Source organism: Nonlabens sp. (assembly GCF_047636915.1).
Taxonomy (GTDB): Bacteria; Bacteroidota; Bacteroidia; order Flavobacteriales; family Flavobacteriaceae; genus Nonlabens.
In genome coordinates, this window is the sequence record NZ_JBLIGN010000001.1 from 1 (window position 1) to 13,149 (window position 13,149).

Here is a 13,149-nt window from a genome sequence, read left to right on the forward strand (position 1 = left end):
TCGAGTGCTCCATCCATTTCATTTTCCATAAACCAAAGACCTGTTATAGCTTTTTTTTGTAAATTTAAATTCCCATTATAGGTAACGTCAAATTCGTGTTCTAAGTTCTCTGTAGTGAATCCGTCTTTTAATATCACGTCGTTATTTGTATAATGAACAGTTAAGGAGACCATATTATGCTCCCAAAATCCACTGAACCTTACTGTTTTTCCAGTAGAGAAAGGCCCTTTTTCTTCCCTATGATGACCGGTTATTTCTCCATCCTTAAACTCTAACTCAGCAAATAATTTCACTTTCTCTCCAAAGAACGGAAGTTCATAGCCTAGTCCATATATAAAATAACCTTCCCAATAACCGCTCAGTTCTTCCATAGTTTATTGTTTCTTAAGAAGCCAAATACCCTCTAGTGGATCTGGCTCATAAAACTCGTTTTTTCTATCGTATGTTGCTCAATTGTACATAAGCCTTACATAGTCATATGTTCTCTATCTAGGCAGCCTGTATGATTAACTAGTTGCTAACCTTTAGGAATTTCAATAACATCATCATTACGAATAGTGTATTTAATAGGGTAAGTTTTCATAAATGTTATAAGATCATTTTCTATATAGCCATTTATTTTTCCTGTTGAACCAACTGAAGACTTGGATTTTTCTTCTTTAGACCTGCCTAAAAAGTCTTCATCTTTAAAACTGATTTCAATTTGATAGAGGATACGTTCTCCAAAAAAAACGCTAATCCATAACCCAATCCATATTCATAATAGCCTATCCATTTACCTAGTAAGTTTTTTATTATTTTTTCACCTTCTCAATCATTAAATAATCCAATTCTAACGTATTAAACTCTTCATTAAACTTCTTACTATCGGAATTCATTACTTCATCAAAAATAGAAAGTTGCTTTTCAATCTCCACAGTGAGTTCCTTTTTTACTTGGATGCTTTGAGATGTAGGAGCAAAATCTCCTACTTGTGCGAGGCTATTTAAATGAGCTAGTTTGTTTGTCAATCGTATCGGGAAGTTTAAGGGGTCTTGACCACTTTTGTTTTGCGTTTGGTATAATGCTTTTTCTACTTCATCAAATTTCTTTTTCATTTCCTTAGACATCGCAACCATATCCTTGATTCCTTGTTCTTCTCTGTCAGCGTATAAAGTTTCAAAAGCACGGAGCTTTTTATTAAAAGAGCGTATGTTTTTGATAGACTTGTGCGCTTTATCTACCGTAGCATTGATCTCAGTCACAAAGTCAAATTGTGCTTGCATATCAGCCTCGCTAGCTTCACTATTAGGAGTAGAGATAATGCTGATAGGTTGGGATTGCTTTTCGCCATTTACGATGAGTTCTACGCTATAAGTTCCGGGCACGGCTTGCGCACCAGAAAGATTGGCCCACCACAATATCATACCGGGTAGTTTTTCAGCACCATCATAAACCGTATCCCAATTGAAGGAATTGGCTCCCTTTTTAGGTTCTAGCTTATTCTTCTTATCATAAGTAGCGTAGGTTTTAATAAGCTTCTCTTTTGAATCGTAGAATGAAAGTGAGATACTGTCTTTATCGGTTACTTCAGGCAAGTAGTAATGTACTTGTACGCCAGCAGGATGATTTGCTCCAGCGGTAAGTGAGCCAGCTCTTCCGGTTCCTTCCATGCGATACGCTGTTTTAGGTTGAAAGAGTTGGTTGGTGTTTTGCTTTCGCGAAAGCGAGCTACTAAAAGCAGCTCTAACCAATCCTAAATCATCATGAATCCATAAACTTCTTCCTTGTGTGGCCACAATCAGGTTATTATCTTTTACAGCTAGATCGGTCACAGGAACAATCGGTAAATTCATTTGAAAGGATTTCCATGATTTTCCATCATTGGTAGAAATATACAATCCCGTTTCTGTTCCTGCATAAAGCATTCCTTGTACCTGGTCATCTTCACGTACGACTCTGGTAAAATGCTCTGATGGAATGCCATCGGTTATTTTTTTCCACGACTTTCCATAATCCGTCGTCTTGTATAAATAAGGAGTAAAATCACCTAATTTATATCGGGTTACAGCTACATAACAAGTTGCTGCATCATAACGGCTGGGTTCTATACTGTTGATCTGAGCCCATTCTGGCATTCCCTTAGGAGTGATGTTTACCCAGTTTTTTCCAGCATCTTTAGAAAGGTGTATCAGCCCATCATCACTTCCTACCCAAAGTTCGCCAGTGTTCAGCCTACTTTCTGCCGCAGCAAAAATGGTACAGTAGTACTCCACTCCTGTGTTGTCTTGGGTAATCGGTCCACCGCTAGAAACTAACTTTGTTGGGTCATTTCTAGTCAAGTCTGGTGAGATCGTTTCCCAGCTTTGACCTTCATTTGTGGTGACATGTACATTATTTGAAAAGGCGTATAACTTGTTTGGTTCGTGCTTAGAAAATAGAATAGGGAAGTTCCACTGGAAACGATATTTCATTCCTTCAGCACCGTGACCCATTGGGTTGTCTGGCCATACATTGATGGCACGCTGAGACTTGGTTTTGTGATTGTATCTGGACAAGTAACCGCCATAGCTACCACCATAAACGATGTCGTTATTTTTAGGATCTACCGCTATATGTGCGCTTTCACCTCCAGCTGTTTCTTCCCAGTCTGTCTCGCTTATACTATTTCCTGTGGTGCGGTGCGGGATTCTTATGGTTCCATTATCTTGTTGCGCCACGTATATTCTATAAGGGAAAGAATCATCTGTAGTGACACGATAATATTGTGCGGTAGGCTGGTTGTGATAGGTGCTCCAGGTCTCGCCACCATCATAAGTGATTTGTGCGCCACCATCATCTCCCATAATCATGCGATTGGGGTTTTCTGGTGCTATCCATAAATCGTGGTGATCGCCATGTGGAGCACGTGCACTTGTAAAGTTTTTGCCGCCATCGGTACTTTTATGGTATGAAACGTTCACTACATAAAGTTGATCTACATCTTCCGTGTCGGCATAAATACGTGTGTAATACCAAGCGCGTTGTCTTAAGCTTCTATCATCATTTGTTTTTTTCCAAGTGAATCCAGCATCGTCACTGCGGTACAACCCGCCTTCCTTTTTATTTTCTACGATCGCATAAAGTCGGTCAGAATCTACAGGAGAAACGGTAATCCCCATAATTCCTAGAGTCCCTTTTGCAAAGCCTTCATTATTTGAAATTTCTTTCCAAGTCTCCCCATAGTCCGTACTTTTCCATAGCGCACTACCGTCACCACCACTAGATAGGCTATAAGGAGTACGTTGCACACGCCAGGTAGTGGCATATAAATTACGTGCATTGCTAGGATCGATAATTAAATCTACCGCACCAGCCATATCATTTACAAATAATTTTTTACTCCAGGTGTTTCCACCATCGACGCTTTTATAAACACCACGTTCTGCTGTAGGGGTATAGATATTTCCTAAAACTGCTGCATAAACGATATGGTGGTCATTTGGGTCTATGGCGATACGCGGTACGTGACGGCTTTTAGGCAATCCGGCAAAGGTCCATGTTTTACCGGCATTTTCTGTTTTCCAGACTCCGTAGCCACTGGATACGTTACCACGCAAAGTTTTCTCTCCACCACCTACATAGATGACATTATGATCGCTAGGCGCAACGCTTACGGCACCTATAGAACCGCCAAAAAAACCATCTGATATATTGCTCCATGTTCGTCCTCCATCCATCGTTTTCCATACGCCACCGCCGGTACCGCCGAAGTAGAATAAGTTAGGTTTTCCAGGAACTCCAGTCACCGCAGCACTTCGTCCACCACGGAAGGGTCCTAGTAATCTAAATTCTTGTGATTCATAATATTTCTGCTCTTCTGGTGGTTCTGGAAGTGGTTGTGATTCCGCTTTCGCGAAAGCGAGTACAGTAAAAATAAACAGGAAGTAATAAAGCTTATTCATAGTTAGAAAATTTTTCTTAAAGATACTGGTTGAATTTGAATTAAAGAGAGAGTGAAAAGGAATTGCTCAAGTCCATTCTATTAAAAGCATTATTTGTTGGCAGGCACGATAGTTGATAACGAGACTATCTACCAACAAGATCTCATGAAAAAGCTATTGTTTACCTGTTTACTGATTCCAATAATTAGTTTTTCTCAAACAAAATTAAGTACTGCAAAGCAAAAATTATCTTCTAACTCTAGTTCTGCGTCAACAAGCAGTAGTTCAAGTTCTAGCAGCTCTAGTTCTAGTAGCGATCGTACTTTCGGAAATCTATTTGCAGATATTTTTGTTGAAGTTTTTTTAATCGCAGGCTATGAAGGGCTTTTTGGCCATCTAGAATATCGTCATTTTGCTCCTTATCCCTATTATTATGATAACGTAAATGGCGAATATGATTTTGGTGCCGTCGATGGCGATAAAAGAAGTTTGTTAAAGGCTAGAGTTAATTATTTTTCGGCCAATTCTATACAAGGTGTTCAGGCAAATGTGACGTACCGTTTTCTTCCTGTTTTAGGCTTGGAATTATCTCATAATAACTTTTTTGAAAACAATCTGGCCGGTAATAGTGATAACTGGAATACCACCTCATTCCTGCTCAATTACTATTGCATCAGAGAACGTTCTGTTACCGGATGGTGGGGAATCGGTGCCACTTATGTCGGCAATGAAGTAAATACTGCGGGATTTGCTTATGCGATAGGATTAGAAGTTTATCCTTGTAAACCTATCAGTTTACACGCCTCTTTCCAACAGTCTTTTATAAATGAAAGCAATATAAATGAACTTCGATTTCAACTAAAATACCACAGAAAGAAGGTGGCTTATTATACAGGATATCACGATTATTCCATAGCTGGAATAGGTATTTCCGGTTTTGTTTTGGGTGTTGAGGTTGGATTTTAGCATAATTTCTGATCAGTTAACTAGTCTTAAGTCTGCTTCCTAAAAGCAAGAGGAGAGATCCCTACTTGAGTCTTAAAAAACTTAGAAAAATGACTAGGTTCCTTATAGCCTAATTCGTAGGCGATTTCTTCAGCACTTTTATCGGAGTAGAGCAGCAATCTTCGAGCTTCGGCAGTAATGCGACCGTTGATGATTTTTAAAGGCGAGTTCACATTGTTTTTCTTAAAGAAATTAGAAAGTGTCTTAGGAGATTTAAAAAGCAAGGCGGCATAGTCTGCGACTTGATGTTTTTCTTTAAAATGCTGTTCTACGAGAATATTAAATTTTCTGATTAATTCCACCTGTTTCACAGATAGATCGGTCTGGTTGCTTTCTTGTTTTATCAATCTTGTTGAGGTGATGAGCATTCTTTTTAAAAGGGTGCGTAACATCTCTCCTTGGATATGGTCTTTGGTGTCAAATTCTTCTTGGAATAAAACCAGCATGGCATTAAAACTGCGCTGGTCTTTTTCATTTAATTCAAGTACAGGAGCACTGGAAGAACCATAGAAAAGCAGTCCCATACAGGATACTTCAGAGTCATTGTGCTGGATGCAATAGAACTCACGATTGAATACAAAAGCGATGAGTCCACGAGTATCTTTAGGAATCTCAACCACATTAGTAGGAGTGCAAAAAAGTATTTGATTTTTTTTAATAACCACTTCATAACCGTCTACTATCAGGCATTCTTCACCATCAGTGCACCACATGATCTTGTAAAGTCCTTTTTCCTTTAGGAGTTGCAACGATGAGCCACATTGAAAACGGGTAAGGGTAAATTTACTTTCGTCTTTTATATCGTGATAAGCTAACTTCATATTTCTGTAATTCAATTTATTTATACGCCACGTATACACTGAACTAGTAGTAAAAGTAGGAAGAATGTATAACTTATATCAATTTACAGACCATCTTTTGAAAGGAAGTTAATTTTCTGCTTCAAGGCTTAAGGTATTTTCTCATGGAGCCTATTCCAACAGCGTTGACTACTTTAAAACCTTTAGACTTCAATTTACTAGCGGCTATATTGCTTCTTCCTCCCATAGCACAATAAACAATTACGGGTTTGTTTTTATCGAGGCCATCTATTTTTTGATCGATTGCGTTAAAGGGTATATTTTTAGAACCTTCTATATGGCCGTTATTAAATTCAGATGCGGTACGTACGTCTAGCAATTGAGCATCTTCTTTGAGGTACTTTTGAATGATCTCTTTTTTGTTGTTTTTAAATATCCCGAACACAGTTTTTCTTTTTAAGACGGTTGTTTCTCTAATACTTACCTTTAAATTAGGATAAAGTGTGTGGTAAGTTTGCTTTCGCGAAAGCGGAATAAAATAAAGACTCGAATTTAAAATATTCATAAATAATACCCGAGTAGATCAAGTAATTTATCTTAGTGTAACATTACCCGTTGTATATTATAAAAGCAACTTTTAATGAATCAGTATTTTAGAATCATGGAAGAACTATTAGGTCATATATGCATAGGTATTCTAGTAGGGCTGGTAGTGATCTATTTTATGGCAGCATCAGATAGGAGAGAGCAACATCAGCGCAACAGAAGATCGCAAACTAAGACGGTACTTGAGCAACAAAAAAAGCAATATCAAAGAGACGAAATCTTAATCGAACTAGGCCAAAAGCAGCCAGAAAGTACAACGGTTAAAACAGAAGCTGTTTTCATAGTATATCAATTTGCAGCCAGTAGAAGTAGTTTTACTTTAAAAGATGTAGCAACAGCCACAAGAAACCTTCAAAATCATTATCAAAAAGCGATAAAAAATAAGGCGGTTTATAAAATGAATTTCCCCGATAAAGAGCTACTCAGTTTTGAGCCTTTAGAAATTTTGTACCTATTAACCATCATTAACGAAGGCTTACACAACGCGATTATTCATTCTGAAGCTAACTATATTTTTAGTATCGCGTCTGTAGAGGAGGGAAGACTTAATATCATAACACACGATAATGGAAAAGGGTATTCCCGTAAACTAATCGCAGATGGCAATGGAATAAAAACAATTGAGAATGCAGTTCAAAAACTCCATGCCGATTTAAAATTCACGAGCACTGCGGGGAATGGAACTGTGGTTAATGTGGAGATAGACATTGATTAAATAAGAGAACGCATAGTGGCGCTTCGGGTCTTTATTTTTCTTATACTATGTTGTGAGTGCGCCCCTTTAATTTCCTCTTATTAAAATTAGAAAGACGTTTTTGGTCCTGTTGATGAAGGATAAAATAAACTACAAACGGAAGGCTAAAAGCAATGATGACGTACTCGCTATTACTAAAATAGACAAAGTATAAGGGGATTATTTGTGTGGTTACAACAACTAAAGCTACCATCAAGTATTGCAGGTTGGAGCTTTGGGCACACAATTGATCTACGTGACATTCTGTGTTAGTTCCATACCTTTTACAGTTTATATTTTTTGTTTCCCGTCTTGTATTTCAAATTCTAAGCGTGTGTTTGTATCAGTTCAATAGGCTATTTCACTTCTACATTTTCCGTAAACTTTTATATAATTATTTTATATTTTGTGTTGCTCCATGTACCTATTTTATTCTATCAATTCGTCAATTTCCTCCATCAGTAGCCACTGCTCAGGATAATTATTTTCAACTTGAGCTTTTAATTTCTTGAGTAAGGGCTTGTTAATTTTATCTTCCTCCCGATAATGACGCACTTTTTCATATAAATCTTGTAGTGTTCTTTCTCTTTTAGAAAATACTGGTTTTACCGTTTTGGTATCACTTTCATGAAAGACGAGATCAAAGCTATAATGATCTGCTGGACCGGCATAAGCACTTGTAATTCCTTTTCCTACGGCTAGATTAAGCATACCATCTTCTGGGGAGAATAATATTTCATCTTTATAAGTCACGGTACAATCTATAAACTGAATCAACATCAATTTACCATTTACATTACGCTGTCCGGTAACATTCAATCCTTCTACTCTTATACCGCTCTCATAAGTGAATTCGATACGTTCGTTATCGTAAAAATTATAAGCTTGTAAATCTCGAGGTCCCATATCCTCAATAGCAAGATTAATCCCTTTTAATTTACCTAAGGGCGAGAGAAAACCTTCTTTATGAGTGGCTATTCCGTGACCTATCAGCTCTTTTTCTCTGTAAGCAAGAGCGCTATTTCCTGTGGTTTCAAAATAAACGACTTCATTATCGTCATTTTTAATCATGCGAGTAAAAACGCCACTCACTTGCAATCCGGTACTTATCTCTATAGTGCCTAATGATTTTGAATCAATTAATTTTTGTAGACCTCGATGCCCACCTTTACGGACGGCCATTGAGTTTGCAAACTCTTCTAAGACTTCACTAAGGTGCGCAAAATTAGGGGTCACATAAAGATGCGGTTGCTTGCGTGTTATGTCAAATTCCTGATAAGCTGCATCCATAGAATACGTCCTTTTTTCAACATCAGGTTGTAGACAACTTTTGCTTTCGCCCAGACTGGATAATAATCCAGCACCATATAATTTAGGGTTTTCAAGTGTCCCTACAAGACCATACTCTACAGTCCACCAGTGCAGGTTTCTTATCAGGGACATCTCGCTAGGGGTTACTTTTTTGTTTTGCAGGCGTTCAATCTCTGCTTCAGCAGCGGTAATTTCCTTATTTAGAGCGGTGTTTTCTTTTTCGCTGCGTGTTTCTTTAAGAATAGAAATTTTACGCACTGCTTCATAGACTTCTTGGTCGTGAGCACTAGAAATAGCTTTGCTACCTATTTCGCCAAAACGTCTTAAATATTCTGCATAATCAGGGCTTGCGATAATAGGAGCATGTCCAGCTGCTTCGTGAATAATATCTGGTGCAGGTGTGTATTCTATGTTATCCATTTGCCTAATATCGGCCGCAATGACGAGTATTTTGTAAGCTTGAAACTCCATAAATGCCGCGGGCGGTATAAACCCATCTACAGCAACAGCAGCCCAACCTATTTCTTTTAAAATGCGATTCATTCCGTACATAGATGGAATATTATCTATAGAAATCCCTGTTTTTTTCAGTCCGTCTAGGTAAGAGTCATGAGCCACTTGACTCAGAAAATCCACATTTTTTCGCATCACATGACGCCATACAGCTTGATCCTGATAAGTGTAAAGCTCATAATTTTGGGGCTTTATAAACTGTTTCAAATGTGGTGGCAATCGCTCTATAAGTGGATTAGTCTGTATACTCTCTAGCATTTTTGTAAGATAAAGTTCAAAGCTAGTGTAAAATGAATAAAATTAATTATTCCCTACCCAACTTTAACCATTTTTAAGATACTATACATGGATTATATTTGCAATTCATGACTCGTAAAAAGCAAATACTCAAAACCGCTGCACAACTTTTTAAAGAACGTGGATACAGCGCTGTCACCATGCGTGATCTAGCAGCTGCTATGGATATGAAAGCGGCCAGTTTGTACAACCATATTTCTGGAAAACAAGAAATTTTAGCCACACTCATACTGGAGGTAGCTCATGAATTTACTGCTGGAATGAATGCCGTGGAAAGGAATGATAAGTCCGCTTTTGAGAAAGCGGAACAACTTATTCTATTACACATAAAAATAGCTCTTGAATACACCAACGCATTGGCTGTATTGAATACCGACTGGATGCATCTAGAAGGACTAGAGTATCAGGAATATATAAGGCTGCGAAAGAATTATGAACTTGACTTTAAAAAAATTCTAGAAAGCGGTATCGCTACTGGTGATTTTAAATCTATGAATGTGGAAACCCTGCTTTTTAACCTGTTAAGCACATTGAGGTCTATATATTTATGGATACCAAAAAAGTCGGCTAGCGAAGTAGCCGACCTTAAAAAAGAGTTGCCTCAAATATTACTTACTGGAGTTCGCACTTAGCACATCTTCTAGGATAGGGTAGTCCGTATAACCTTCGCGTCCCTGAGAATAGAACGTATCTTGATTCCATGCGGAAGTTTTGGCTTTTAATTGAAAACGAATTGGCAAATCAGGATTAGATATAAACAGCTTTCCAAATGCTACTAAATCTGCATGTCCTTCTTCAATGATTTGATTGCCAGATTCCCGATCAAACGCGTTATTGATCATTAAATTCCCTTTATAAATAGGCCGGTAATGTTTTGCAATATTACTTTCTAGAAATTTGACATCACTTACATCTGTAAAAGGTTCTGATAAATGCATATAAGCTAAATCATGATCGTTTAAACGATGGATCAGGTAATCAAAAAACGGAATCGTATCTGGAGTTCCATGAATTCCAAAAACGCCATGTAAAGAAGGATTTAAACGACATCCTATTCTATTCACTGGAAAGGATTCTTTTACGGCCTCGAGGATTTCAAAAAAGAACCGCGCCTTGTTTTCATTACTTCCACCATATTGGTCGGTTCTTAGGTTGGATTCATTATTGAAAAATTGATGGATCAAGTAGCCGTTTGAACTGTGTATTTCTACACCGTCAAATCCTGCTGTTTTTGCATTTGCTGCTGCTTGACCAAATTCTTTAACCGTTTGCTGTATCTCTTCAATAGTCATAGCATGAGGTGTAACGGTTTGTTTCTTTTCACCATGAGCATTTCTCAATTCGATATTAGGATTCACCGCACTTGGTGCCCATGGCAGTTCTCCATCATGAAAGTCAGGTAAAGAAGTACGGCCCACGTGCCATAGTTGCATAAATATTTTACCACCTTTATGGTGCACACTATCCACTACTTTTTTCCAACCTTCTATCTGTGCGTCGTTAAATATTCCCGCTACAAAAGCATAGCCTCTTGCTTTTTTTGAAACCTCACTACCTTCTGAAATTATAAGTCCCGCGCCAGCTCGTTGTGTGTAGTAATCGATGTGTTTTTGATCTGGTGCTTGATGCTCGTTAGTAGCTCTACACCTTGTAAGTGGAGCCATAATAACTCTGTTCTTAAGTTGTACTGCTCCTAAAGTTATGGGTTGTAGAAGTGGTTGTATCTCGCTCATATTTTATTTTAAAGGTAATGCGGTAAGAACGGAATTGGGTTAAGGTCTCGTTAATTGGATTTTATTTATAGTAAAAGCGATCCTATTACATTTTAAAATAAGCTTTTCTTATAAAAAAAGCTATACCTCAATCCTATGGATAGAGTAAGGAAATGATCTTTATCATAAAACTCTTGTAATTGCGGACTGCTGTCAATATCATAATAGAGTTGACGGAATTCTACATCTATAAAACTGGAAATATGGTTGTTGAACTGATAGTTGATGCTAGCTCCAATAATAATCATAGCTGCATTTTCTTCAAACTCCTTATTTTGAAAAGCTGTTTTCTGATTTAACTTAATATCAGCATATTTTATATTTGGTGATACGGACCAGATCTTACCTAATGGAATTAAATAACCTATACCTATAAAACTTCCTTTCAAATTTGTTTGCTCCACTAGGCCGGAAACACTATTATCTAAGTTTTTATGATAGGTATTAAACATACCATAACCCAATTGAAAAGATTTATAAAATTGCCAATCGACCTGAATATTAAAACCCAATGCAGGCGAGTCTGCACTAGAAATATAACTTCCACCTAAACTAAAGTCGGTTTGAAAACCTGCTTTAAAATGAAACTGTTGTTTTATTTCTGATTCCTTCAACTTCGTATGAAGAGAGTCTACAACTTCTTGAGCTATAGCGTGGTAGCTGATTATAAAAAGACTAATAGTTAATAGTAAATACCGCATTTTCTTGATTGATTAAAAATAATTGCTCTTGTTCTATACTATCTATAGTATAGGAGACTCGTATTTGAGTATTTAGCAGCACCTCATTATTTGTGGTTATGCTGTTGATTCCATCCTCTTTAATTTGACCAAATTCTTGATGACATTCATTGGATCGTGTTCTGTTTTCATAATCCCGATAATACTCCAAACACTTAGAATTTGTGTAAAATAAGCTTACGTTTTCCAGAAGGTTGGTCGAGTTTTGATCTATGAAATTTACTGTAACAGCCACACCTCGCGTGATGACAACTTCAGGAAAGCTGTGGTCTTGGTTGTACTGATAGTCTACAAATGCAAATACGAAAGAGTGTCTGTAGCTAACGTCTTTAAGACGTACAAGAAATCCATTATCTCCACTTCTAGAATTTGCTGGAAATGGATCAAAACTTCTAAGTCCTGTTTCTAAGACTATAGCATCAAACTCACCATTGCTATCTGTGATTGAAGTGCCTAGTAAAAGGTTGTTTTGAACGGCTAGAATTTCTAGTTCTTCGTTCATAATCGGTTGGCCTGAGGTATTGATTATTTTACCCTGAACATAGGCTCGATTTTGAGCGCTGTAGGCTGCAGCAGGAGAAGAGCTTCCTGAACTACAGGAGGTTATAATGAATACAATCAGAACGAGTGTGTAACAAAAAGCATCTTTTTTCACAAGTCATTTATTTATAATAACGGAGCTCTCCTTCTGATATTGTTCTTATAAATGTCTGTTAGCCAATTCTTTCTCGATATCAGTTAGTGAGAATCCTTTTGCTTTTAATAAAACTAGGTAATGGTACATCAAGTCGCCAGCCTCATAGATAAAGTCCTCTTCTTTGCCGTTAATGGCGTCTATGACTGTTTCAACTGCTTCTTCGCCTACTTTTTGAGCGACTTTATTAATGCCTTTTTGAATCAAAGAATAGGTGTAAGAACCTGCTACTTTGTCGTCAATACGCTGGTGAATAATTTTTTCTAAATCATTAATAGTGAAAGCTTTTTCTGTTGCGCTTTCGTCAAAGCGAGTTTCATTAACACCATCAAAACAACTCAGCTCACCTGTATGGCAAGTAGGCCCATGAGCGTTTGCATGAATCAAAATCGCATCCTGATCACAATCAATTTTAATATCGACAACATCTAGAAAGTTGTTAGAGGATTCTCCTTTAGTCCAAAGTCGCTTTTTACTGCGTGAATAAAAAGTCACTCTCTTTTCAGCTTGGGTTTTTGCAAAAGCTTCTTTATTCATATAACCCAGCATCAAGACTTTTTTGTTCGTTGCATCTTGTACAATCGCTGGTAGTAATCCGTTCTCTGCTTTACTCCAATCTAATTTCATAGCTACAATTTTATCGCAGGTAGAAGTTTTAAATTCCACCTCAGTATTTTAATTTCGTTTTTCAGGCCGTCGCTGGACGGCTTCTAATAATGACATTCTGCTGGATAGCAGAATCGTTTTATACTCCTTTGAAAGCAAGTTGCCAACCT

The 13,149-nt window shown here is 37.5% G+C and carries 12 protein-coding genes; 3 read left to right on the forward strand and 9 right to left on the reverse strand.

Annotation, left to right across the window (positions count from 1 at the left end):
- Together ACJAT0_RS00005 and ACJAT0_RS00010 are read right to left on the reverse strand one after the other, a co-directional pair.
- Window positions 1–371 (reverse strand): hypothetical protein (locus tag ACJAT0_RS00005; protein ID WP_415179993.1); only part of this gene is annotated, 371 nt, incomplete at its 3' end.
- Between the two features lie 423 nt (window positions 372–794).
- Complete coding sequence (locus ACJAT0_RS00010; RefSeq protein WP_415179994.1) at window positions 795–3,923, reverse strand: WD40/YVTN/BNR-like repeat-containing protein; 3,129 nt, start codon at window positions 3,921–3,923, stop codon at window positions 795–797.
- A 144-nt stretch (window positions 3,924–4,067) separates the two neighbouring features.
- On the opposite strand from ACJAT0_RS00010, the gene ACJAT0_RS00015 reads away from it, so the two are divergent.
- Window positions 4,068–4,868 carry a hypothetical protein gene (locus ACJAT0_RS00015; protein WP_415179995.1) on the forward strand — a complete coding sequence of 267 codons (801 nt, stop codon included), beginning with the start codon at window positions 4,068–4,070 and terminating at the stop codon, window positions 4,866–4,868.
- A 26-nt stretch (window positions 4,869–4,894) separates the two neighbouring features.
- Here ACJAT0_RS00015 and ACJAT0_RS00020 read toward each other — a convergent pair whose 3' ends face one another.
- Window positions 4,895–5,728: a helix-turn-helix domain-containing protein gene (locus tag ACJAT0_RS00020; RefSeq protein ID WP_415179996.1), complete on the reverse strand. Its 834-nt coding sequence runs from the start codon at window positions 5,726–5,728 to the stop codon at window positions 4,895–4,897.
- A 121-nt stretch (window positions 5,729–5,849) separates the two neighbouring features.
- A complete protein-coding gene (locus ACJAT0_RS00025) occupies window positions 5,850–6,272 on the reverse strand; it encodes a rhodanese-like domain-containing protein (protein WP_374003740.1) in 423 nt (140 codons plus the stop codon).
- Between the two features lie 75 nt (window positions 6,273–6,347).
- On the opposite strand from ACJAT0_RS00025, the gene ACJAT0_RS00030 reads away from it, so the two are divergent.
- Entirely contained in the window at window positions 6,348–7,028 is a 681-nt protein-coding gene (locus ACJAT0_RS00030) for a histidine kinase (protein ID WP_415179997.1), read from the forward strand.
- A 447-nt stretch (window positions 7,029–7,475) separates the two neighbouring features.
- Here the strand turns inward: ACJAT0_RS00030 and ACJAT0_RS00035 are convergent, their stop codons facing one another.
- A complete protein-coding gene (locus ACJAT0_RS00035) occupies window positions 7,476–9,128 on the reverse strand; it encodes an aromatic amino acid hydroxylase (RefSeq protein ID WP_415179998.1) in 1,653 nt (550 codons plus the stop codon).
- Between the two features lie 107 nt (window positions 9,129–9,235).
- Between ACJAT0_RS00035 and ACJAT0_RS00040 the strand changes: the two genes are divergently transcribed.
- Window positions 9,236–9,799, forward strand: coding sequence for a TetR/AcrR family transcriptional regulator (locus ACJAT0_RS00040; RefSeq protein ID WP_374003737.1), 564 nt, complete (start codon window positions 9,236–9,238; stop codon window positions 9,797–9,799).
- On the opposite strand, the gene ACJAT0_RS00045 is transcribed toward ACJAT0_RS00040, so the two are convergent.
- The 4 genes from ACJAT0_RS00045 to hisIE form a co-directional block, all read right to left on the reverse strand.
- Window positions 9,776–10,900, reverse strand: a complete 1,125-nt coding sequence (locus tag ACJAT0_RS00045) for an alkene reductase (RefSeq protein ID WP_415179999.1) — start codon at window positions 10,898–10,900, stop codon at window positions 9,776–9,778. The genes ACJAT0_RS00040 and ACJAT0_RS00045 overlap by 24 nt on opposite strands.
- Before the next feature lie 92 nt (window positions 10,901–10,992).
- Window positions 10,993–11,640: a hypothetical protein gene (locus ACJAT0_RS00050; protein WP_415180000.1), complete on the reverse strand. Its 648-nt coding sequence runs from the start codon at window positions 11,638–11,640 to the stop codon at window positions 10,993–10,995.
- Window positions 11,615–12,334: a hypothetical protein gene (locus ACJAT0_RS00055; protein WP_415180001.1), complete on the reverse strand. Its 720-nt coding sequence runs from the start codon at window positions 12,332–12,334 to the stop codon at window positions 11,615–11,617. Before ACJAT0_RS00055 ends, ACJAT0_RS00050 begins: the two co-directional genes overlap by 26 nt.
- A 45-nt stretch (window positions 12,335–12,379) precedes the next feature.
- Window positions 12,380–13,039 carry a bifunctional phosphoribosyl-AMP cyclohydrolase/phosphoribosyl-ATP diphosphatase HisIE gene (hisIE, locus tag ACJAT0_RS00060; RefSeq protein ID WP_415180002.1) on the reverse strand — a complete coding sequence of 220 codons (660 nt, stop codon included), beginning with the start codon at window positions 13,037–13,039 and terminating at the stop codon, window positions 12,380–12,382.
- Window positions 13,040–13,149: the final 110 nt, after the last annotated feature.